Origin of the sequence: Microbacterium phoenicis, from assembly GCF_047302325.1 — a bacterium.
GTDB lineage: Bacteria > Actinomycetota > Actinomycetes > Actinomycetales > Microbacteriaceae > Microbacterium.
On record NZ_CP154849.1, the window covers coordinates 2,193,985 to 2,216,405 of the forward strand.

At 68.0% G+C, this 22,421-nt stretch carries 16 protein-coding genes and 2 riboswitches; of the genes, 2 read left to right on the forward strand and 14 right to left on the reverse strand.

What is annotated here, in order from left to right; all coding sequences use genetic code 11:
• The 10 genes from typA to ABCU91_RS10855 all read right to left on the reverse strand — a co-directional run bounded on the left by typA (nt 1) and on the right by ABCU91_RS10855 (nt 13,911).
• Nucleotides 1-1,914, reverse strand: coding sequence for a translational GTPase TypA (gene typA, locus ABCU91_RS10810; RefSeq protein ID WP_406924029.1), 1,914 nt, complete (start codon nt 1,912-1,914; stop codon nt 1-3).
• 140 nt (nt 1,915-2,054) lie between these two features.
• Nucleotides 2,055-3,743, reverse strand: a complete 1,689-nt coding sequence (locus tag ABCU91_RS10815; protein WP_413353671.1) for an ABC transporter family substrate-binding protein — start codon at nt 3,741-3,743, stop codon at nt 2,055-2,057.
• A gap of 49 nt (nt 3,744-3,792) precedes the next feature.
• The gene (locus ABCU91_RS10820; RefSeq protein ID WP_413353672.1) at nt 3,793-5,907 is read right to left on the reverse strand and encodes a dipeptide ABC transporter ATP-binding protein; all 2,115 of its coding nucleotides are present in this window, start codon (nt 5,905-5,907) and stop codon (nt 3,793-3,795) included.
• A complete protein-coding gene (locus ABCU91_RS10825; RefSeq protein WP_413353673.1) occupies nt 5,900-6,826 on the reverse strand; it encodes an ABC transporter permease in 927 nt (308 codons plus the stop codon). The genes ABCU91_RS10820 and ABCU91_RS10825 overlap by 8 nt, the downstream gene beginning before the upstream one ends.
• Before the next feature lie 2 nt (nt 6,827-6,828).
• Nucleotides 6,829-7,812, reverse strand: a complete 984-nt coding sequence (locus tag ABCU91_RS10830; protein WP_413353674.1) for an ABC transporter permease — start codon at nt 7,810-7,812, stop codon at nt 6,829-6,831.
• 142 nt (nt 7,813-7,954) lie between these two features.
• Complete coding sequence (locus tag ABCU91_RS10835) at nt 7,955-8,521, reverse strand: hypothetical protein (RefSeq protein WP_413353675.1); 567 nt, start codon at nt 8,519-8,521, stop codon at nt 7,955-7,957.
• Nucleotides 8,518-10,242 (reverse strand): ABC transporter ATP-binding protein, encoded by a 1,725-nt coding sequence (locus ABCU91_RS10840; protein WP_413353676.1) that lies wholly within the window; start codon nt 10,240-10,242, stop codon nt 8,518-8,520. Before ABCU91_RS10840 ends, ABCU91_RS10835 begins: the two co-directional genes overlap by 4 nt.
• On the reverse strand, nt 10,239-11,174 hold the full coding sequence (locus ABCU91_RS10845; protein WP_307470302.1) for an ABC transporter permease: 936 nt from the start codon (nt 11,172-11,174) through the stop codon (nt 10,239-10,241). The genes ABCU91_RS10840 and ABCU91_RS10845 overlap by 4 nt, the downstream gene beginning before the upstream one ends.
• Nucleotides 11,164-12,093 (reverse strand): ABC transporter permease, encoded by a 930-nt coding sequence (locus ABCU91_RS10850; RefSeq protein ID WP_307470304.1) that lies wholly within the window; start codon nt 12,091-12,093, stop codon nt 11,164-11,166. The genes ABCU91_RS10845 and ABCU91_RS10850 overlap by 11 nt, the downstream gene beginning before the upstream one ends.
• Nucleotides 12,094-12,282: 189 nt before the next feature.
• Nucleotides 12,283-13,911 (reverse strand): ABC transporter substrate-binding protein, encoded by a 1,629-nt coding sequence (locus ABCU91_RS10855; protein ID WP_406924022.1) that lies wholly within the window; start codon nt 13,909-13,911, stop codon nt 12,283-12,285.
• A gap of 208 nt (nt 13,912-14,119) precedes the next feature.
• Here ABCU91_RS10855 and ABCU91_RS10860 point away from each other — a divergent pair, with 208 nt between their 5' ends.
• Nucleotides 14,120-14,902, forward strand: a complete 783-nt coding sequence (locus tag ABCU91_RS10860) for a CPBP family intramembrane glutamic endopeptidase (RefSeq protein ID WP_406924021.1) — start codon at nt 14,120-14,122, stop codon at nt 14,900-14,902.
• A gap of 217 nt (nt 14,903-15,119) precedes the next feature.
• Nucleotides 15,120-16,142 (forward strand): hypothetical protein, encoded by a 1,023-nt coding sequence (locus tag ABCU91_RS10865; RefSeq protein WP_406924020.1) that lies wholly within the window; start codon nt 15,120-15,122, stop codon nt 16,140-16,142.
• 276 nt (nt 16,143-16,418) lie between these two features.
• Here ABCU91_RS10865 and gcvP read toward each other — a convergent pair whose 3' ends face one another.
• Genes gcvP through ABCU91_RS10885 form a run of 4 tightly spaced genes read right to left on the reverse strand, consistent with a single transcriptional unit; the run spans nt 16,419 to nt 22,136 of the window.
• Nucleotides 16,419-19,211 carry an aminomethyl-transferring glycine dehydrogenase gene (gcvP, locus tag ABCU91_RS10870; protein ID WP_406924561.1) on the reverse strand — a complete coding sequence of 931 codons (2,793 nt, stop codon included), beginning with the start codon at nt 19,209-19,211 and terminating at the stop codon, nt 16,419-16,421.
• 53 nt (nt 19,212-19,264) lie between these two features.
• Entirely contained in the window at nt 19,265-19,645 is a 381-nt protein-coding gene (gcvH, locus tag ABCU91_RS10875; RefSeq protein ID WP_406924019.1) for a glycine cleavage system protein GcvH, read from the reverse strand.
• Complete coding sequence (gene gcvT / locus ABCU91_RS10880) at nt 19,642-20,760, reverse strand: glycine cleavage system aminomethyltransferase GcvT (protein WP_406924018.1); 1,119 nt, start codon at nt 20,758-20,760, stop codon at nt 19,642-19,644. The genes gcvH and gcvT overlap by 4 nt, the downstream gene beginning before the upstream one ends.
• 11 nt (nt 20,761-20,771) lie before the next feature.
• The gene (locus tag ABCU91_RS10885; RefSeq protein WP_406924017.1) at nt 20,772-22,136 is read right to left on the reverse strand and encodes an L-serine ammonia-lyase; all 1,365 of its coding nucleotides are present in this window, start codon (nt 22,134-22,136) and stop codon (nt 20,772-20,774) included.
• 74 nt (nt 22,137-22,210) lie between these two features.
• Nucleotides 22,211-22,303, reverse strand: a riboswitch (glycine riboswitch).
• Nucleotides 22,304-22,389: riboswitch (glycine riboswitch) on the reverse strand. It lies immediately after the preceding riboswitch.
• Between the last annotated feature and the right edge of the window lie 32 nt (nt 22,390-22,421).

Sequence of the window (22,421 nt, forward strand, 5' to 3'; positions counted from 1 at the left end):
TCAGGAGCCGGCGTCCTGGCGCTTCAGGCGGGACGCCGTGCGGCCACGCTCGGTCGCGTCGAGGACGACCTTGCGGATGCGGACCTTCTCGGGCGTGACCTCGACGCATTCGTCGTCGCGCGCGAACTCGAGGCTCTCCTCGAGGGTCAGCACACGCGGCGGCGTCATCGACTCGAAGGAGTCGGAGGTCGACGAACGCATGTTCGTGAGCTTCTTCTCCTTGGTGATGTTCACGTCCATGTCGTCGGCGCGCGAGTTCTCGCCGATGACCATGCCCTCGTAGACCTCTTCGGTCGGCTGCACGAAGAAGCTCATGCGCTCCTGCAGAGCGATCATCGCGAACGGCGTCACGACACCCGAACGGTCGGCGACGATCGAGCCGTTCTGACGCGTCGAGATCGCACCGGCCCACTCGTCGTAGCCGTGCGAAATCGCGTTGGCGATGCCGGTTCCGCGCGTGATGGTGAGGAATTCGCTCCGGAAGCCGATGAGACCGCGCGAGGGGACGATGAACTCCATGCGCACCCAGCCGGTGCCGTGGTTCGTCATGGTCTCCATGCGGCCCTTGCGGCCGGCCATGAGCTGCGTGATCGCGCCGAGGTGCTCCTCGGGGGCGTCGATCGTGAGGTGCTCGAACGGCTCGGTGAGCTTGCCGTTCTCGTCACGACGCGTCACGACCTGCGGCTTGCCGACCGTGAGCTCGAAGCCCTCGCGACGCATGTTCTCGACGAGGATCGCCAGCGCCAGCTCGCCACGGCCCTGGACCTCCCACACGTCGGGCTTGCCGATGTCGACGACCTTGAGCGACACGTTGCCGATCAGCTCGCGGTCGAGGCGGTCCTTGACCATGCGTGCGGTGAGCTTGTGGCCCTTCACCTTGCCCATGAGGGGCGAGGTGTTCGTACCGATGGTCATCGAGATCGCGGGGTCGTCGACCGTGATCGCAGGCAGCGGGCGGACGTCCTCGGGGTCGGCGATCGTCTCGCCGATCGTGATGTTCTCGAAACCGGCGATGGCGACGATGTCGCCGGGGCCGGCGGACTCGGCCGGGTAGCGCTCGAGCGCGCGGGTCTTCAGGAGCTCCGTGACGCGGGCGTTGCTCGTCGTGCCGTCGGCACGCACCCAGGCGACCGTCTGACCCTTCTTGAGCGTGCCGTTGAAGACGCGCAGGAGCGCGAGGCGACCGAGGAACGGCGACGAGTCGAGGTTCGTGACCCAGGCCTGCAACGGCGCCTCGTCGTCGTACGCCGGAGCGGGGACATGCTCCAGGATGGCCTCGAACAGCGGTTCGAGGTCGTCGTTGTCGGGCAGCGAGCCGTTGTCGGGCCGGGTGCGGGACGCCGCGCCGGCGCGCCCCGAGGCGTAGACGACGGGGACATCGAGCAGAGCGTCGACGTCGAGGTCGGGGACATCGTCCTGCAGGTCGGAGGCGAGGCCCAGCAGCAGGTCGTGCGCCTCCTCCTCGACCTCGGCGATGCGCGCGTCAGGACGATCGGTCTTGTTGACGAGCAGGATGACCGGCAGCTTCGCCTCGAGCGCCTTGCGCAGGACGAACCGAGTCTGCGGGAGCGGGCCCTCGGAGGCATCCACCAGAAGGACGACGCCGTCGACCATCGACAGGCCGCGCTCGACCTCGCCGCCGAAGTCGGCGTGGCCCGGGGTGTCGATCACGTTGATCGTGATCGGCTCATCGGTGTGGATGCCGTTGTACGTGATCGCCGTGTTCTTGGCGAGGATCGTGATCCCCTTCTCACGCTCGAGGTCGTTCGAGTCCATCGCGCGCTCTTCGACGTGCGCGTGCTCACCGAACGAGCCGGTCTGGCGGAGCATGGCATCGACGAGCGTCGTCTTGCCGTGGTCGACGTGCGCGACGATCGCGACGTTACGGAGGTCAGGACGAAGGGCGTGCGCCATGAAGGGGATTCCTTGCAGAGAGGGTGATGCCGGGATGCCGGCAGTCCACTTTACCGCAGACGGCGACACGCCGACGGGGCGAGGACCTCTCGGTCCCCGCCCCGCCGTGTATCAGGCGATGCTGATGAGCGATCCTCGGATCACTCGGTGTAGCCGACCAGCGACCAGTCGATGTTCTTGAACGTCGCCGTGCCGTAGTTGGCGAGACCCTCGTCGGTGGCCACCACCTCGGGGTACGGGTAGATCGGAACGCTCGGCAGGAAGTCGGCGATCACCTCGTTGATCTGCTTCGCGATCTCCAAACGCTTGGTCTCGTCGAGCTCGGAGTTGGCCTGCTCCCACAGGTCGGCGAGACGGTCGTCCGTCACGCGCGAGTAGTTCTGCGGCGAGTCAGCCGGGGTGTAGATCGTCTCGGCGGACGAGATCGGGAACAGCGTGCCCTGCCACCCGAACGTGACGGCCTGGAAGTCCCCGGCCTCGATGTTCGTGAAGTAGTTCTCGCTGGGGACCTCGTTGAGGGTGACCTTGACGCCGATCTTGGCGAGGGCGTCCTGGACGCCCAAAGCGCGGGTGATGTTCGACTGCGTGCCCGCGGGAACGGTGATCGCGAACTCGAGCGGCTTGCCGTCCTTCGTCCAGGAGTCGCCCTCCTTGGTCCAGCCGGCTTCCTCCAGCGTGCTCTCGGCCTTGGCCGGGTCGCTGCCGATCTTCTCGTCGAAGACGTCGCTGTAGCCTGCCTGACCGGGCATGAAGATCCAGTCGCCGAGCGTGGTCGCCGGGGCGCCCAGGGGCTCGTTGGCGACGCGGGCGATCAGCTCGCGGTCCATCGCCATACCGATGGCCTTACGGACGTTCACGTCGTCGAACGGCGCGGCGGTCGCGTTGAAGGTCAGGTGCGACCAGGTGACACCACCGGAGCGGCCGACGACCGCGCCCGCCTTGCCGCTGGCGGTCTCCAGGGCGTCGGGCGTCTGGATCTCGATCGCGTCGATCTCATCGTTGGAGTACGCCTGCGGCAGAGTCTCCTGCGCGATGACCTTGAAGGTGATGCTGTCGAGCTTCGGCTTGTTGGCACCCCACCAGTTCGGGTTGGGGACGAGCTTGAAGATCTTGGCGCTGTTGTCGATCGCGTCGACGACGTACGGACCTGCGGAGGGAACGGCCTCGGACGCGAAGCCGCTGTTGAAGGCCTCCTTGTCGTTGGCGATCGCCGCCGGGAGCACCGGGGTGCTGAACAGGCTCGGCCAGTCGGCGTAGGCGCCCTTGAAGCTGACCGTGTACTCGAACTCGCTGACGACCTCAGCCTTGTCGATGGCGTCGAACACCGACGACGGGACCGTCTCGTAGCCGTCGGCAGCGCCACCGGCGGCGGCGTACGTCGCGACGTAGTCCTCCGCGGTGATCGGCTTGCCGTCGGGCCAGACGGCGTTCTCGTTCAGCTTGACCGTGACCACCTGGGGCTCTTCGCTGGTCAGCTCGATGGACGTGGCGTAGTCCGGGTTCGCGGTCCAACTGCCGTCGTCCGCGATGACCCACATCGACGAGAGCGTGGGCTCGAGGAGACGCTGGACGTCGACGTTCTGGGCGAGGGCATGGTTCGGGTTCCAGCTGCCCTCATCCGTCGGGCTGCTCGTGACGGAGAGGTTGAGCGTGCCACCGTCGGTGAGGTCGCCGTAGTCCACCGTCTCGTAGCCGACCAGGGGGAGCGATTCGGGCGACGCCGAGGAGGACGGCGACGGCGACGACGTGGTCCCGCCAGCACAGGCGGTGAGCATGAGAGCTCCCGCGCTGAGCACAGCAAGACCCGCAAGTGCTGTCTTACGGATCATGTGCATCTACTTTCTTCTTGGGTCCGCCGGAAAAGACGGAGTTCAGGGGTTAGGTGACGACGAGGACGTTCTTCTCGACGTGGTGGCAGGCCACCTCGGCGCGGCCGCGCCTCGCCAGATCGGGATACTCGCCGAGGCAGAGCCGTTGATCGTCTTCGGGGAGGAGGCGGAACAGCGGGCAGCGGGTGCGGAAGCGGCATCCCTGGATCTCGACGGCCGGACTCGGCAGGTCGCCGTCCAGCAGCACGCGTTCCCGGGTGCGCTCGATGTGCGGGTCCGGGATCGGGGCCGCCGACATGAGCGCCTGCGTGTACGGATGCCGCGGGTTGCTGAACACCTCGGCGATCGGGCCGGACTCGACGATCCGTCCCAGGTACATGACGGACACGTCGTCGGCCAGCTGGCGGACCACAGCCAGGTCGTGGGCGACGAACACCATGGACAGTCCGAGCCGGTCGCGGAGGTCCTGCAACAGGTTGATGACACCGGCTTGGATGGACACGTCGAGCGCTGAAACCGGCTCGTCGAGGACGAGCACCTTCGGGTTGGTCGCAAGTGCGCGGGCGATGCCGATGCGCTGACGCTGACCGCCCGAGAACTCGTGCGGGTACCGATCCGCCATCGCGGGGTCGAGCCCCACGAGTTCGAGGAGTTCCACCACACGCTCGTCACGCTCGGCCTTCGGGACGTCGTGTACGAGCAGCGGCTCGGCGATGACCTCGCCGATCGGGAGACGCGGGTCGACGGCGGCGGCTGGATCCTGGAACACGATCTGGATGTCGCGACGGAGCTCGCGCCGGCCCTTGCGGGTGAGCGAGGCGACGTCCTTGCCGTCGAAGGTGATCCGTCCACCCTGCGGTGCAGTGAGCTCCATCATCTCCAAGATGGTGGTCGTCTTGCCGCATCCGGACTCCCCCACCAGGGCGAGCACGCGGCCCTCCCGGAGGTCGAAGGACACACCGTCGACGGCCTTGACGTCGCCGACACGGCGACGGAACACGCCGCCCCGGTAGAGGGGGAAGTGCCGTTTGAGGTAGCGGACCTCGACGATGGGGGCTTCGGTCGTCTCGGCGACGACCTCTGCAGGCAGCGGCTCGGGACGCGGGAAGATGTCGGAGCGCCGGAGGATCCCCTCGGCGAGTTCGTCGGAACGGTGGCACGCAGCCAGCTGACCGACGGAACGTCCCGCAGGAACGAGCTCGGGCTCGACGTCGTGGCAGACCGCGATCGCTGCGGGGCAGCGCTCCGCGAACGGGCACCCCTTAGGCAGGGAGGCGAGGGACGGCGGACGCCCCTCGAGAGGGACGAGGCGTTCGGTCCCCGCTGTGCGGATGTTGGGCACGGACCGCAGGAGACCGACCGTGTACGGCATCACCGGCTCGCGGAAGATCGTGTCGACGCTCCCGTACTCGACCATCTTGCCGGCGTACATCACGCCGACGTTGTCGGCGTGGCCGGCGACGACACCGAGGTCGTGCGTGATGAGGGAGACGGCCGCGCCGGTGATCCGCTTCGCCTCCTCGAGAACCTCGAGGATCTGCGCCTGGATGGTCACGTCGAGCGCCGTCGTCGGCTCGTCCGCGATGATCAGGCGGGGATTGTTCGCGATCGCGATGGCGATCATCGCGCGCTGACGCATGCCGCCCGAGAACTCGTGCGGGAACGCCTTGGCACGACGAGGCGCGTCGGGGATGCCGACGACCTTCAGCAGTTCGACCGCACGCGCGGCGGCCGCCTGCTTGCTGAGCGCTGAGTCGTGCAGCCGCAGCGCCTCGGAGATCTGGTCGCCGACGGTGTAGACCGGGGTCAGGGCCGACAGCGGATCCTGGAAGATGATCGCCAGTTCGCGTCCTCGGATGCGGGAGAGGCGACGGTCGTCCAGGTCGAGGAGGTTCTGCCCCTGGAACAGGATCTCCCCCTCGATCTGTGCCGTATCAGGCAGCAGCCCCATCACCGCGAGCGACGAGACCGACTTGCCGGAGCCGGACTCCCCCACGATGCCGAGGAACTCGCCCTCGTGGATCGTGTAGCTCACGTCGCGCACCGCGCGAACGGGCGACCGGTCACGCTGCGGGAACGTGACGGAGAGGTTCTTCACCTCGAGGATCGGACGTCGTACGTCGCGAACGGTCTCCTCGATCGAATGCAGCAGTTCATCAACCACGGTTGGCTCCGGAAGTGGGATCGATGGCGTCGCGGAGAGCGTCGCCGACGAGGCTCAGGCTCAGGAGCAGGACGACGAGCGTCGCCGCGGGGAACACGAAAAGCCAGGGTCGGGTGGCCGCGGCGGTGTTACCAGCCGCGATGAGGGTGCCGAGGGAGACTTCGGGCGCCTGCACGCCGAAGCCGAAGAAGCTGAGGCTGGTCTCGGCGAGGATCATCGCCCCCACACCCAGCGTGGCGTCGATGATCAGCAGCGACGCGACGTTCGGAACGACGTGTCGGGTGACGACCGACCAGGTGCCGAAGCCCATGTACCGCGCGGCCTTGACGAACTCGCGCTCGCGCAACGACCGCGTCTGCGACCTGATGACCTGGGCCATGATCATCCAGCCGAACAGGGCCAGGAAGAAGGTCATGACGATCCAGCCGGACTCCCGGAAGAAGGGGAAGAGCAGGACGAGGATGAAGAAGGCAGGCAGCACGAGGAGGAGGTCGATGAACCACGCGATGACCTTGTCGCTCCATCCTCCGACGTATCCGGCGATCGCGCCGACGAACCCCGCGATGAGCGTCGCCAGCGGACCCGCCACGAAGCCGACGATGAGGGAGATGCGCAGGCCGGTCATCGTCTGGGCGAACAGGTCGTAGCCGAGGGTGTCGGTCCCGAACGGGTGCGCCGGGCTCGGTCCCTGGTTCAGGGAGAAGTAGTCGCGTGTCGTGTGCGAGATCGGCCACACGAGTGGCCCGATGACAGCCCACAGGACGATGGCGACGAGGACCGTGGCGCCGATCCAGAACTGCTTCGACGACCGCAGCCGCTGCCAGATCAGGCGCGAACGGGTGAGCGGCTTGCGGGTCTTCTGATCCGCCGAGACCGACAGCTCTGCGACCTCGGCAGATTGTTCGAGAGGGATGACCATGATTACCTCCGCACGCGCGGATCGAGGGCGGCGTACAAGATTTCGGACAGCGTCGACGAACACAGGATGAGAACGGCGACGAACATCGTCGAGCCCGCCACGGCGTTGATGTCGTCCTGCTGCACCGCCTGGATCGTCAACTCACCCATCCCGTGCCAGCCGAACATGATCTCCAGCATCGTGGCGCCGGCGACCAGCGTGCCGAAGCTGTACGCGAAGAAGGTCGACATCGGGATGAGGGCGACGCGCACCCCGTGGCGCACGAGGGCCGATCCGCGGGTGCGTCCCTTCGAGCGCGCCGTACGGATGTAGTCGGCGCCCAGGACATCGAGCATCGCGCTGCGCTGGTAGCGGCTGTACGAGGCGGCGGCGCCGAGGATCAGGACGAGGGTCGGCAGCAGGAGGTGCGACAACCGGTCTCCCACTTGCGGCCAGAACTCGTTGGGTATGCCCGGTGAGTACTGCCCCGTGAACCGGATGATCTGCGAACCCGCAGCCTGGTTGAAGTAGGTCGCCAGGATCATCAGCAGGATCGCCATGACGACGGTGGGCGTTGCGAAGAGGAGGTAGGAGGCCGCGGTGACGATGCGATCGCTCGCGCGGTACTGCCGCACCGCGCCCCAGACTCCCAGGATCACGCCCAGGACGGCCCCGATGATCGAGCCGACGAGCAGGAGCTGCAGGCTGACGCCCGCGCGCACGAAGATCTGCTCGACGACCGGCTGGTTGCCCGTCGTCAGCCCGAGCGATCCCTGGGTGACGAGGTTGCCCAGCCAGCGGAAGAGTCGGAGCAGCAGAGGGTCCTCAGGATTCACGCCCCAGCGGTCGAGGATCCCGTCGATCGTCGACTGGGGAACCGGAGGGTTCCGCTGAAGGAACCGTCGCTCCGGCACGAGTCCGATGCTCGCGAGCACGTAGGCCATCGACGTGGCTACGAGGGTGAGGATCGCGTAATTCAGGATTCTCCTGATCAGGTACAACGTCACGCGTCTCGGGTGTCCTCTCCGGCCGTTCCGGCGTCGAGGACGCCTTGCCAATGGGGGGCTTCACTGCCCCGCCGGCACAACGCTAACAAACATGCCCACCGATCCGACGAAACGGTGAACAGTTCGTTTCACGATCTTTACTTCACGGATGCACAAGTGTCACAGAAGCGATCGAGAGCGCGACGAGCACTAGTCCGGTGAACAGCACAGGGAGGTCCCATCGAGAGGACGCGGGACGAGTGGACGGCGTCGCCGCCTCCCGCAGAGCCTCCATGACGAGCGCCGCATCCGTCGAGGCATCCGGTGTCCTCGTCATCCGCCGACGCGGCGGGAACGGCCCACCCCAGCAATCGATGCGCCGGCCCTCGACCAGCACCACACGCAGCTGCGCCGACTGGACGACCTCCGCCACCGACGACCAGGGGAGATCGTGGATGCGAAGAGCATTGATGATCACGACACCCTCACGATCGGCCCGAACCTGCGACCGCCAGAACAACAGCCACGCGAGCCAGCCGATGAGGACGAGAAGCGCGGTCCACCGAGCGAGGAAGGCCCAACTGCCCCGCAGCGCGGCATCACCGAGGAAGAACGCCAGCACCGCGACGACGACCCAGAAGGAGACCAGCGTCGACGAGGCGCGGAAGACTCGAGGGCGGAGGAACCGGGCGTCGTGCCCGGTTCCTCCGCTCTCCAGGGGGCTCGTCATGCACGCCCACCCAGGGGGATGTCCGCCCCGGGGATGGCCGCGAGGAGCCGCTTCGTGTAGTCCTGAGCGGGCGTGGTGAAGATCTCGTCCACCGTGCCCTGCTCGACGACGCGCCCCTGCTCCATGACGCAGACCAGGTCCGCGGCGACACGGACGACCGCGAGGTCGTGCGTGATGAAGAGGTACGTCAGGTCGAGCTCGGACTGAAGATCGGCGAGCAGACGCAGGATCTGGTCCTGCACGAGCACGTCGAGTGCCGATACCGCCTCGTCGAGGACGACGATCGACGGCTTGAGTGCGAGCGCGCGCGCGATGGCGATGCGCTGACGCTGGCCGCCGGAGAGCTCGTTCGGGTAGCGCCACGCGACTTCACGCGGGAGCGACACCTGCTCGAGGAGCTCGAACACGCGCTCGCGGCGCGATTTCTCATCACCGACGCCGTGCACACGCAGCGGCTCGGCGATCAAGGCGCCGATGCTCCGGAGCGGGTCGAGTGAACCGTAGGGATCCTGGAACACGGGCTGCATGCGGCTGCGGAGGCCGAAGACCTCTTTGCGGCTCATACCCGAGGTGTCGGCACCGTCCACGAGAACCGAACCACTCGTCGGTTTCTCGAGCTGGAGGACCATCTTGGCGACCGTCGACTTGCCCGAGCCGGACTCCCCCACCAGCGCGAGGGTCTTGCCCCGCGGGATCTGGAAGGACACTCCGTCCACCGCGCGGAACGGCTCACTGCGGAAGCCACCCGACCGGATCTTGTACTCCTTGACGAGGTTCCGGACCTCGACGACCGGCTCCGCGTCGAGCACCTCTTCGGCGTGCTCGACGCCACGACGCTCCACGACGGACTGAATTCGCTGCGAGGCGATACTCGGGGCCGCAGCGACGAGGCGCTGAGTGTACGGATGCTGAGGCGATTCGAGAATGGTGCGGCTCGGTCCCGACTCGACGATCTCGCCCTGGTTCATCACGACGATGCGGTCCGCGCGCTCCGCAGCCAGACCGAGGTCGTGCGTGATGAAGAGCACGGACGTGCCCTTCTCCCGAGTCAGGGAAGCCAGGTGGTCGAGGATGACGCGCTGCACCGTCACGTCGAGTGCGCTGGTGGGCTCGTCGGCGATCAGGAGCTTCGGGTCGGCCGCCAGACCGATGCCGATCAGCGCCCGCTGGCGCATACCTCCGGAGAACTGGTGCGGGAACTGGTGCATGCGACGCTCAGCGTCGGACAGTCCCGCCTGCTTCAGCACCTCGATCGCGCGTTCGCGCGTCTGCTTCCGCGTGGAAGCCAAACCGTTCGCACGGACGGCCTCCTCGACCTGGAACCCGATCGACCAAACCGGGTTCAGGTTGGACATGGGGTCCTGCGGGACGTAGCCGATGTCGCGCCCGCGGATGGATTCCATCTGGCGACGGCTCGCCGCGGTCAGGTCGACGCCGTCGAGAAGGATCGAGCCGCTGGTCACCTTGCCGGTGCCCGGAAGGAGGTCGATGACGGCAGCTGCCGTCGTCGACTTCCCGGATCCGGACTCACCGACGATCGCGACCGTCTCACCCGGGAAGACGTCGAGGTCGACGCCGTGAAGGACTTCTCGATCCTTCTTGCCGACGGAGAAGGCGACCCTCAGGTCGCGGATCTGCAAGAGGGGCTGCGACACGGCGCTCTCCTTGTGGCTGCTGCGCGGACGCGCGCGGCTGGTCGGGTTCTCGTTGTCGCTCGTCATCGCTGCGCCCTCGACTTAGGATCGACGGCGTCGCGCAGGAGCTCTCCGAGCGTGATGAACGCCAGCACGGAGATCGTCAGTGCGAGCGACGGCCAGAACAGCGACAACGGCGCCGTCCGGATCGACGTCTGGGCCTGGCTGATGTCAGCGCCCCACGACACGCCGCCCAAGCCCACACCGAGGAACGACAGCGTGGACTCGGCGACGATCGCGGTGCCTAGACCGAGGGTGGTCACGACGATGACGGGCGCCATGGAGTTCGGGATGACGTGGGTGATGAGGGTGCGGAATCGTGACAAGCCGATCGCGATGGATGCCGTCACGTAGTCCGACTGCTTCACACGGAGGACCTCAGCGCGAGCGATACGCGCCGTGCTGGCCCACGAGAAGCCACCGATCGCCAAGGCGAGAACGAACTCGTTCTTCTGCTCCGCGAGAACGGACATGACCACGACCGCGGCCACGATGTAAGGGATCGTGAAGAAGATGTCGCCGACGCGCGAGAGCAGGGAGTCCAGGAAACCGCCGTAGAAGCCGGCCAGAGCGCCCATGATCAGGCCGATCACCGTGGAGATGACCGTCGCCAGGACACCGACCGACATCGACACGCTCGTTCCGTGGACCACGCGGGACCAGATGTCGCAGCCGAGCAGAGTGAAGCCGAGCGGGTGACCCGGCTCGGGCCCGCCGTTGCTCTTGGAGAGCTGGCACGCGCCGCCGGAGGGCGCTACCGACGTGAAGAGGTTGGGAGCGACCGCGATCACGATGATGAACAGGCAGAGGACGATCGACACCCAGAACATGGGCCGACGCCGCAGGTCACGCCAAGCGTCCAGCCACAGGTTGCTCTTCTTCTCGCTCAGCCGTAACTGGTCGACGACCAACTCATCGGCCTTCACCGGTGCGACGTAGTGACTGGAATTACTTGACATAGCGGATCCTCGGGTCGAGCAGGCCGTACAGGAGGTCGACGACCAGGTTCACCAACACGTAGATGACGACGAAGATCGTGACGAAGGAGACGACCGTCGGGGTCTCGTGGCGGATGATTGCCTGGAACAGGGTGTTGCCGACGCCGGGCACGTTGAAGATGCCCTCGGTGACCGTGGCGCCCACCATCAGGACACCGAACTGCGTGGCCGTGTCGGTCACCATCGGGATCATCGAGTTACGCAGGACATGGACCGGGATGACGCGGCGACGCGACAAACCCTTCGAGTACGCGGTACGGACCCAGTCCTGACCGAGCGACTCGATCATCGACGAGCGGGTGAGACGCATGCTCGAGGCGTAGATGCTGAGCCCGAGGACGATGGCGGGCAACCACAGGTCACCCCAGTCGTTGCGTCCACCCACTGTCGGACGGAACCAACCGAGCTGGACGCCGAGGAAGTACTGGGCGAGGAAGCAGAGGACGAAGATCGGGATCGCGATGAAGACGAGGGCGGTCACGAGCGCGCCATTGTCGAAGATCGACCCCTTCCACACGGCCGACAGCGCACCGATGACGACCGCGAGGACGAAGGCGATGGCGACCGACATGATCGCGAGGCGCATAGTCACGGGGACCGTCCGCGCCATGACGTCGTTCACGCTCTGTCCGGAGAAGGTGTTGCCGAAGTCGAACCGCAGCACCCCACTCAGGTAGTTGGCGTACTGGACGATGAACGGCTCGTTGAGCTTGTACTGGTCCCGGAGCGCATCGATGACGGCCTGCGACGGCTGCTTGTCACCGAAGAGTGCGGCAACCGGGTCGCCGGGTAGTCCGAAGACCATGTAATAGATCAGCAGCGTCGCACCGATGAATACCGGAATGACCTGCAGGATCCGTCGGAGGATGTAGTAGGCCACCCTCGGCCCCCCTTTCAGGGAAAAGACGTAATCGGTGCTCACGCACGAAGAAGGGCCCCGCAAAGCGGCGCCCCTGACGCTCCCATACTCATCCCGCGTTCCTGGGAGAAAGGTGAGATGGTCGGGTCACGCCACGAGGCGGTGACGGGTGACCGTCACCGCCTCGTGTGAGGTGATGCTGTAGACAGATTACTTGGTGATCTCGTAGTACAGCGGCACGGAGTTCCAGCCGAACTCGACGTTCTTCACGCCTTCAGCCCAACCGCCGTTCACGTTCGAGTACCAGAGCGGGATGGCGGGAAGGTCCTCGAAGAGAACCGACTGCGCCTCGAGGAGCGTCGCGTTACGGGCGGCCTCGTCCGTCTCGCTGATGCCCTTCGCGAGGAGGTCATCGAACTTCTTGTCCGAGTACTTGCCGTCGTTAGAACCTGCACCGGTCGCGTACAGCGGGCCGAGGAAGTTGTACAGACCGGGGTAGTCGGCCTGCCAGCCGGAGCGGAACGCGTCGACCTTCTCGTTGTCGCGAGCGTCGAGGTACGTGGCGAAGTCCGGGAAGGGCTTGCCGACAGCCTTGATCCCGAGAACACCCGAGATCGAGTTGGACACCGCGTCCACCCACGTCTGGTGGTTGCCGTCGGCGTTGTACGAGATCGTGAAGTCCTCGCCGCTGTAAGGCTTGATCGCGTCGGCCTGGTCCCACAGTTCCTTGGCGAGCTCGGGGTCGTACTCCAGGACCTCGTTGCCGGGAACCGAGTCGCTCCAGCCGTCGATGACCGGCGACGTGAAGTCCTGGGCGGGGGTACGGGTGTCCTTGAAGATGACCTTCGTGATCTCGTCGCGGTTGATCGCGTGAGAAATTGCCGCACGACGCAGCTTGCCCTCTTCGTCCGTCTGGAAACCGTCGACCCACTCGGGGATCGTCATCGACTGGAAGATGGCAGCGGGCTGGTTGACCGCACGTCCGTCCAGGTCCGACTCGTAGGTCTCGAGCGCGCTCTCCGGGATAGCGTCGAGGACGTCGAGGTTACCGGCCTGCAGGTCCTGGTATGCGGCATCCTGCGTCGCGTAGAAGACGATGTCGAGGCCACCGTTCTTGGCAGCACGCGGCCCGTCGTAGTCCTCGTTGGGGACCAGGTCGATGCGGACGTCGTGCTGCCACGCGCCCTCCTTGGCCAGCTTGTACGGGCCGTTGCCGATCGGGTTCTCGCCGAAGGCTTTCATGTCGTCGAACGCGACCGACGGGAGCGGCGCGTAGGCCGAGTAGCCCAGGCGCTGCGCGAAGTCGGAGGCCGGCTTGTTGAGCGTGATGGTGAAGGTGTAGTCGTCGACCTTCTTCAGACCGCTCAGCTCCGAGTCCTCGTCGTAGCTGAAGCCCTCGATGTCCTCGAAGAAGTACGACGAATTCTGCTTGTTGGATGCCAGTGCACCGTAGTTCCACGCATTGATGAAGCTGTCAGCGGTGACCTCTTCGTCGTTGGTGAACTTCAGGCCCTCACGGATCTTGACCGTCAGCTGGGTGGGCGAGTCGGTGGTGATCGACTCGGCGACGTCGTTCTCGACGGCGCCGTCCGCCTTGTAGGAGATGAGGCCCGCGAAGATCGAGTCGACGACCTTTCCACCACCGGTCTCATTCGTGTTGGTGGGGATCAGCGGGTTCTGGGGCTCCGAGCCGTTGGTCGAGATGACCTCGGTCGTGGTGCCGCCGGAGCTGTTGTCGTCGGTGTTGGTGTCGCCACCGCCGCTGGCGCAGCCGGCGAGAACCAGGCTGGTCGCACCGAGCAGGGCGAGGCCCGCCACGCCAATCTTGTTGCGCTTCAAAGTGTCCTCCAAGAGACCTAATGAAAGCCCGGGTCGAGGCTTCGAGACCCAGGCGTGATGAGAAGCACACTAAGCAGGCTGAGCGCAATGCGACAAATCCCTCACAAGACCGTTACACAGCCTTTACTTGGGACGCTCTGGATAAAGCAGTGTGATAGCTCACGTGTATCGGCGCCGGTGGCCGAGCTGGACGTGGCATCCTGACCGGATGGCAGCTTTCGCGGACTCCCCCGCTCCACACCGCGCGCGGCTGTGGTGGGAGATCGGAATCGTCCTCGCGCTCTCGCTGGGGCGTTCTGCGGTCTATTCGGTGCTCGCTCTCGTCGAAGCGCTCACACGCGCACCCCTCGGGGATCAGCAGACGTCCCTGAACCCCGGGGCGGCGCCCTCGGCCGTATGGGACGTCATCGGCCGGTTCGTCGATGCGTTCTTCGCGTTCGCCCCCGTCGCGCTGGCGATCTATCTGCTGTGGGAGCCCGCACGTTCGGGCTTCGCGAAGATCGGCCTGACCTTCGAACGATTCGGACGCAACCTGGGCGGCGGCGCACTCCTCGTGCTGATCATCGGCGTTCCCGGCCTGGGACTCTACGCGCTCGGCCGCGTTCTGGGCATCACCGTGCAGGTGGATGCCTCGCCGCTCGATTCGTCCTGGTGGACGATTCCGCTCCTCCTCCTCGCGGCACTCCGCGCGGGCCTCTTGGAGGAGGTCGTCATGGTGGGCTACCTCTTCGACCGCCTGCGACGCCTCGGATGGAACACGTGGACGATCATCGTGTCGACAGCGGCGCTGCGCGGGGCGTATCACGCGTACCAGGGCTTCGGTCCGCTCATCGGGAACATGGCGATGGGCGTCGTCTTCGGATGGGTGTACTCCCGTTGGGGCCGGGTCATGCCGCTCGTCGTCGCCCACGTGCTCATCGACATCATCGCGTTCGTGGGATACCCCCTCGCCGCCGCCTGGTGGCCCGGCGTGTTCGGCCCGCCGGCGTAGCCCGGACGCGCGGGCCGGGTTTCGGGCTCCGATCCCGCGAGACTGCACGTGCGCGCCGAGGCTGCCGCGCGGCGCTGCGGTCTCGTGCGCCGCGTGCTGTCTCACGGTGGGGACGGGACGGGCGACGGTTCCTCCACCGCGTGCGCGCTCGGCGCGGAGTCCACCAGGCGGGGTGCGGTGGCGCTCGGGCGGACGGCGCCTCGCGAACATCGGGGCCATGCCGTGGAACGCCGACCTCCTGCCCGTCGCCCGCCCCGCTCCCGTCGCCTGCCCGGTACCGCTCCTGCGCGCGCGGGATGTGCCCCACGCCGCCCGCCTCGCGTCACGAGGCGAGCTCGTGTCGGTCGTGCGCGGGGTCTACTCGCCAACGGCGTCGTGGCGACCGCTCCCCCCGTGGGACCGCTATCTGGCTCGCGTTCACGCCACGATCCTGGTGCACCCCGGACTCGTCCTGAGCCACGAGTCGGCCGCGGCGATCTGGGGGATGCCGGTGCTCGGCGACCCCGGCGTCGTCCACGCCGTGGGCGACCCGACCCGCACGTCGCGCCTGCACGCCGGGCTCCGCCTTCACACGACGACGGGCGCGCGGGACGTCGTCGACTTCGGCGGATTCGCCGCCGTCGCGCCGGCGGACTGCGCCGTCGATCTCGCGAGGGCTCGCCACGTGGTGGTGGGGCTGATCGCTGCCGATGCCGCGCTGCGTCTGGATCCAGCGGCATCCGTGGAATCGCTCGTCGAACAGAACGAGCAGCGGCCGAGTTCGCGGGGGCGCCGCATCGCCCGGTGGCCCCTGCATCGTGCCAGGGCTGAAGCGGAGTCCACTCTCGAGTCCGCGAGTCGGGCGATCATCGAGTTGCTCGGCTACGAGGAACCGGAGCTGCAGACCGACTGGAGCGGGCCAGCCGTCACCGACCGGACCGACTTCTGGTGGCCAGGATCGGGGATTGCCGGGGAGGCGGACGGCGACCTCAAATTCGACGGCCGGTTCGGTGACCCCGTGTCTCTGCTGCGCGCGCGCCGAGAGCGGGATCACCGCCTCCGGTCGCGAGGCATCCGCTCAGTCGTGCACTGGGGCTGGTCAGACCTCGTCGACCCCGACGCTCTGGACGGCATCCTTCGGGGCGCGGGCCTCCCGCGCATCGCGCTCCCCGACCCGTATCGCCTCGCGACCGCCCGACTCGCGCTCGCCCCGCGCCACTGCGCCCCGAGACTGCACGCACGCGCCGAGTCAGCGGTCTGAAACCGCGGTCTCGGCGTCCACGCGCGGTCTCGCGGGAAAGCCGGGCTTGCGCGTGTGCGCCCGTCCGCCGCGCGGTGTCGGAGCACGCGGTCTCCCGCCGCCCGCCGCCCGTGCCGCGAGACTGCATCTGCGCGCCGAGACAGCCGTATGGAACCGCGGTCTTGGCGTACAGGTGCAGTCTCGCGAAACGGGGGCGCGCGTAGCGAGGTCGCGCGCTGCCGAGCCCGACGGCGCCCGGGGCGTCCACCCCGCGGGGCGGACACCCCGGGCCGAGCGTCAGGCGAAGGCCTCGATCGGGGGGCAGGCGCAGACGAGGTTGCGGTCGCCGTAGGCGTTGTCGATGCGGCGGACGGGCGGCCAGTACTTCGTGCGCACGATGCCGGGCACGGGGTACACGGCGATCTCGCGCGGGTACGGGTGCGCCCATTCGCTGGTGATGACGGATGCCGCGGAGTGCGGTGCGTTCACCAGCGGGTTGTCGTTCGCCGGCCACTCCGCCGCCGCCACCGCGTCGGCCTCGCCGCGGATCGCGATCATCGCCTCGACGAAGCGGTCGAGCTCGGCGAGGTCCTCGGACTCCGTCGGCTCTACCATGAGCGTCCCGGCGACCGGGAACGACATCGTCGGGGCGTGGAAGCCGTAGTCGATGAGCCGCTTCGCGACGTCGTCGACCGTGATGCCGGTGGCCTCCTTGAGCGGACGCAGGTCGAGGATGCACTCGTGCGCGACGAGCCCGCCCTCGCCCGCATACAGCACCGGATAGTGGCCTTCAAGACGGCGGGCGACGTAGTTCGCCGCGAGCACCGCCGCGCCGGTCGCCTGCCGGAGGCCGTCGGCGCCCATCATCCGCACGTACGCCCACGAGATCGGCAGGATCGACGCCGAGCCGTAGGGCGCGGCCGACACCGGTCCACCGTCGAAGACATGGCCGCCGGCGTGCTCGGCGCGCTGCGCCATCGGGTGCGACGGCAGGAACGGAGCGAGGTGCGCCTTCGCCGCGACGGGACCCACACCGGGTCCGCCACCACCGTGGGGGATCGCGAACGTCTTGTGCAGGTTCAGGTGCGACACGTCGCCGCCGAGGTCGCCGAACCGGGCGAACCCGAGCAGGGCGTTGAGGTTCGCACCGTCGACATACACCTGGCCGCCGGCTTCGTGCACCGCGCCGGTGATGTCCATGACGTCGTGCTCGTACACGCCGTGCGTCGACGGGTAGGTGATCATGAGCGCTGCCAGGTTGTCGGCGTGCGCAGCCACCTTGGCGCGCAGGTCCTCGAGGTCGACGTTGCCGGCCTCGTCGCACGCGACGACGACGACCCGCATCCCCGCGAGGACGGCGGATGCCGCGTTGGTCCCGTGCGCGGACGACGGGATGAGGCAGACGTCGCGGTGCAGGTCGCCTCGCGAGTGGTGGTACCCGCGGATGGCGAGCAGGCCCGCGAGCTCGCCCTGCGACCCCGCGTTCGGCTGCAGCGACACCGCGTCGTACCCGGTCACCTCGGCGAGCCACGCTTCGAGCTGCTCGATCATCACGAGGTACCCGGCGACGTCCTCGGCCGGGGCGAACGGGTGGACCCGCGCGAACTCGGGCCACGACACGGCCGCCATCTCGGTCGCCGCGTTGAGCTTCATCGTGCAGGACCCGAGCGGGATCATGCCGCGGTCGAGCGCATAGTCGCGGTCTGCGAGCTGCTTCAGGTACCGCATCATGGCCGTCTCGGAGCGGTGCGTGTTGAAGACGGGATGCGTCAGGTACTCCTCCGCGCGCCGGAGCGACTCGGGCAGGTGGGCGTTCCGGTCCCGCAGCGGCACGAACACCTTCGACGAATCTACGCCGAAGACGGATGCCACGGCCTGCAGGTCCGCGACGGTCGTCGTCTCGTCGACCGAGATCCCGACGGAGTCGCTGTCGCGGAACCACAGCTGGTAACCGCGGCGGCGCGCATCGGCGATGAGGTCCTCCGCGCGACCCGGCGTGCGGACCACGAGCGTGTCGAAGAACGCCTCGTGCATCACGTCCGCCCCGGAGCCGATCAGCCAGTCGCGCAGGAGGGACGCCTTCGCGGTGGTCTCCTCGGCGATCCGGCGCAGGCCGTCGGGACCGTGGTAGACGGCGTACATCGCGGCCATGACGGCCAGCAGCACCTGGGCGGTACAGATGTTCGAGGTCGCCTTCTCACGGCGGATGTGCTGTTCGCGGGTCTGCAGCGACAGGCGGTAGGCGGGCTGGCCCGCGGCATCCATCGACACGCCGACCAGGCGTCCCGGCAGCTGACGCTCGAGACCGGCGCGGACGGCCATGTAGCCGGCGTGCGGTCCGCCGAAGCCCATCGGCACGCCGAAGCGCTGCGTCGTCCCGACGGCGACGTCGGCGCCCATCGACCCCGGCGAGCGGAGGAGGGTGAGCGCGAGGAGGTCGGCCGCGACGACGACGAGGCCCTTCTGCGCCTGCACGGCGGCGATGACCTCGGAGGGGTCCCAGACCCGTCCGGTCGCGCCGGGGTACTGCACGAAGGCGCCGAACGCCGCGGGCACCTCGTCGCCGTAGGAGGTCTCCCGGATCTCCACGCCGACCGCGGCGGCCCGGTGATGCAGCAGCGCCTTGGTCTGCGGCATCGCGTCCGCGTCGACGAGGAACACGTTCGACGCCGACTTCGACGCGCGGCGGGCGACCAGCATCCCCTCGACGACGGCGGTGGACTCATCGAGCATCGACGCGTTCGCCGTCGCGAGCCCGGTGAGGTCGGTCACCATCGTCTGAAAGTTGATGAGCGCCTCGAGGCGGCCCTGCGAGATCTCGGGCTGGTACGGCGTGTAGGCCGTGTACCAGGACGGGTTCTCGAGGACGTTCCGCTGGATCACCGACGGCGTCAGCGTGTCGTAGTAGCCGAGGCCGATCATCGCGCGCGCCGCACGGTTCTGCGACGCGAGGTCGCGGAGCTCTGCGAGCGCCTCGGCCTCGGTCGCCGCGGGTGGGATGATGCTCTCGCGCTCGGCGACGTGGATCGCGTCGGGGACGGCCGTGTTGACGAGCGCCTCGACGGAATCGCGCCCGAGGACGCGGAGCATCTCGGCCTGCGCGGCCGCGTCGGTACCGATGTGGCGGCCCTGGAAGGTCGAGCTCACGCGTCGCCGCCCGTCAGCGCGACGTAGGCGTCGCGGTCGAGGAGGTCGCCCGTGGGCGAGCCGTCGACGCGGATCTTCACGAGCCACGCGTCGAACGCGCCGGCGTTGACCGACGAGGGGTCGTCGACGACGGCGTCGTTGATCTCGACGACCTCGCCGGTCAGCGGCGCGTAGAGCTCGCCGACGGACTTGGTCGATTCGATCTCACCGCAGGTGTCACCGGCGGTGACAGCGGTGCCCACGGCGGGGAGCTCGACGAAGACGACGTCACCGAGCTTCTCGGCGGCGTAGTCGGTGATGCCGACGGTCGCAACGTCGCCGTCGAAGGCGATCCACTCGTGCTCGGCGGTGTAGGAGAGGGCGGTGAGGTCGGTCATTTCTGTCTCCGGTAGAAGGGCAGGGCGGTGACGGTCGCGGGGATGCGGGTCCCCCGGACGTCGATGGTCAGTTCGGTGCCCTCAGCGGATGCCGAGGGGTGGACGAGGGCCATCGCGACGGGATGGCCGAGGGTCGGGCTGAGGGCTCCCGAGGTGATCTCGCCGACGGTGTCGTCCCCGGAGAGCACGGCGTAGCCGGCGCGTCCGGCGCGGCGGCCCTCCGTGACGAGCCCCACGAGGACGGGAGCGCCGTCGAGGTCGCGGGCGGCGAGGCCGTCCTTGCCGACGAACTCCTGCTTGTCCGTGACGACGACGCGGCCGAGGCCCGCCTGTGCGGGTGCGATGTCGCGCGAGAGCTCATGGCCGTAGAGCGGCATCCCGGCCTCGAGGCGGAGGGTGTCGCGCGCGGCGAGCCCGGCGGGCACGAGCCCGTGCGCGGAGCCCGCCTCGGTGACGGCCTCCCAGAGGGCGGCAGCGGTCTCGTTCGGGACCATGAGCTCGAAGCCGTCCTCGCCGGTGTACCCGGTGCGGGCGACGAACAGGCTCCGGCCGTGGAACGAGCCGAGCGCCCAGGAGTAGTAGGTCATGTCGGCGAGGGCGGGGTCGACGTCCGCGATCCCCGCAGTTGCCTCGAGGATGCCGCGGGCCGCGGGGCCCTGCACGGCGATGAGCGACATCCGGTCCGTGAGGTCCTGGATGCGGGCATCGCCCGGGTCGACGGCCGCGAAGGCGGCTGCGACGTCCGCGCGATTGCCGGCGTTCGAGATGACGAGGAACTCGTCGTCCGTGATCCGGTACACGATGACGTCGTCGACGATGCCGCCGTCGGCGGCGAGGACGAGGGAGTACTTCGCCTTCCCCGCCTTCATCGAGGAGATCCGTCCGGCCAGTGCCCGGTCGAGGAAGTCCGCCGAGCCAACCCCTTCGACGCGGAACTCCGCCATGTGCGAGATGTCGAAGATCCCGGCGGCGCTGCGCACCGCATGGTGCTCGGCGAGATCCGACGTGTAGCGGACGGGCATGAGCCAGCCGCCGAAATCGGTGAAGGACGCGCCGAGCCGCTCGTGCAGCTCGTGCAGCGGCGATCGCCGCGGTTCGGTCGTGGTCTCGGTCATGCCGTCTCCGCTCAACATTCCACGACGCTGACCGCGAGGCCGCCGAGCGCCGTCTCCTTGTACTTGCTGCTCATGTCGCGCCCCGTCTCGCGCATGGTCACGATGACCTCGTCGAGCGAGACGCGGTGGGTGCCGTCGCCCCACAGCGCCATCTTGGCGGCGTTGATCGCCTTCGCCGCGGCGATCGCATTACGTTCGATGCACGGGATCTGGACGAGACCGCCGATCGGGTCGCACGTGAGGCCGAGGTTGTGCTCCATCGCGATCTCGGCGGCGTTCTCGACCTGCCGGGGCGTTCCGCCAAGGACCTCGGCGAGCCCTGCTGCCGCCATCGAGGATGCCGAGCCGACCTCGCCCTGGCAGCCGACCTCGGCGCCCGAGATCGACGCGCGGGCCTTGTAGAGGACCCCGATCGCCGCGGCGGTCAGCAGGAAGGGGATGACGACCTCGTCGCGAGGCCGCCCCTTCGCCGCGTAGTGGGTCGCGTAGTGCAGGACGGCGGGGATGATCCCCGCGGCGCCGTTCGTCGGTGCGGTCACGATCCGTCCGCCGGATGCATTCTCCTCGTTGACCGCGAGGGCGACGAAGTTCACCCACTCCTGCCAGAGCGCGGGATCCTCCCCCGTCGGGTCGTCGAGGCGAAGCCGGTTCCGCCACGCGGGCGCACGGCGCGGGACCCGCAGGCCGCCCGGCAGCATCCCGTCCCGCGACGCACCGGAGGCGACGCTCTCGCGCATGACGTCGGCGAGATGGAGGATGCCGGTCTCGACCTCGACCTCATCGCGCGAGGCGAGCTCGTTGCGGCGCTGGATCTCGGCCATCGAGACGCCTTCGCTGTCGCAATGGGCCAGGAGCTCGGCCGCCGTCTCGAAGGGGTACGGGACGGCGGTCGCCGTCGTCGCCTGCGCCTGCTCGCCGTCGCGGACGATGAACCCACCACCGGTCGAGTAGTACACAGCCTCGTCGAGCAGCAGCCCCTCGGCGTCCCACGCCTGCAGTCGCAGGCCGTTGGTGTGCCCGGGGAGGATCGTGAGGGGGTGCAGGACGATGTCGTCCTCGCAGAGGGGCACATCCCCGGTACCGCCGAGGCGAACCCGACGCTCTTCCGCGATCGCCGCCGTCCGCTCCTCCACCTCGGCGGGCAGAACCTCCTCGGGCTCGAGCCCCTCCAACCCGAGGAGCACGGCCGTGAGCGTGCCGTGTCCGCGGCCGGTCGCCGCGAGCGACCCGTAGAGGTCGACCTGCACTCGAGCAACACGTCGTGCGTCGATCCGCGACACGTAGTCCGCCGCGGCCCGCATCGGCCCCACCGTGTGCGAGCTGGACGGCCCGATACCGACGGTGAACAGGTCGAAGACGCCGATGCTCGGGGTCATCGCGGTGAGCGAGCGGGTGGGTGAGACGGTGGGAACAACGGAACTCCTGACGGCGCAGCGGGATGCGGGTGAGTTCCTCCCCCTCTGTCATCGGCCTGAGAGATTTCACGGGCGGTGCCCGCTTGCCCCGTCGGCGGGCACCCGAGGGTGCCGCTTTTCAGAGTGACCATGTCGGCTCGGTACGGGGGCCTGAGAGATTCCGGGGAGGGATTGCTCCTTCGGCAGCCACGAGGGCTTCTCCCGAGCAGACGCGATGGTCCGGTGTGCGATTGTGAGCGCGAGCCT

Bases quoted from the DNA above. Each gene is read 5' to 3' on its own strand.
- ABCU91_RS10845 (WP_307470302.1), bottom strand. From the start codon at position 11,174: ATGTCAAGTAATTCCAGTCACTACGTCGCACCGGTGAAGGCCGATGAG.
- gcvH (WP_406924019.1), bottom strand. From the start codon at position 19,645: ATGACCGACCTCACCGCCCTCTCCTACACCGCCGAGCACGAGTGGATC.
- ABCU91_RS10885 (WP_406924017.1), bottom strand. From the start codon at position 22,136: ATGACCCCGAGCATCGGCGTCTTCGACCTGTTCACCGTCGGTATCGGG.
- typA (WP_406924029.1), bottom strand. From the start codon at position 1,914: ATGGCGCACGCCCTTCGTCCTGACCTCCGTAACGTCGCGATCGTCGCG.
- ABCU91_RS10815 (WP_413353671.1), bottom strand. From the start codon at position 3,743: ATGATCCGTAAGACAGCACTTGCGGGTCTTGCTGTGCTCAGCGCGGGA.
- ABCU91_RS10865 (WP_406924020.1), top strand. From the start codon at position 15,120: ATGCCGTGGAACGCCGACCTCCTGCCCGTCGCCCGCCCCGCTCCCGTC.
- gcvP (WP_406924561.1), bottom strand. From the start codon at position 19,211: ATGCTCCGCGTCCTCGGGCGCGATTCCGTCGAGGCGCTCGTCAACACG.
- gcvT (WP_406924018.1), bottom strand. From the start codon at position 20,760: ATGACCGAGACCACGACCGAACCGCGGCGATCGCCGCTGCACGAGCTG.
- ABCU91_RS10835 (WP_413353675.1), bottom strand. From the start codon at position 8,521: ATGACGAGCCCCCTGGAGAGCGGAGGAACCGGGCACGACGCCCGGTTC.
- ABCU91_RS10825 (WP_413353673.1), bottom strand. From the start codon at position 6,826: ATGGTCATCCCTCTCGAACAATCTGCCGAGGTCGCAGAGCTGTCGGTC.
- ABCU91_RS10860 (WP_406924021.1), top strand. From the start codon at position 14,120: ATGGCAGCTTTCGCGGACTCCCCCGCTCCACACCGCGCGCGGCTGTGG.
- ABCU91_RS10840 (WP_413353676.1), bottom strand. From the start codon at position 10,242: ATGACGAGCGACAACGAGAACCCGACCAGCCGCGCGCGTCCGCGCAGC.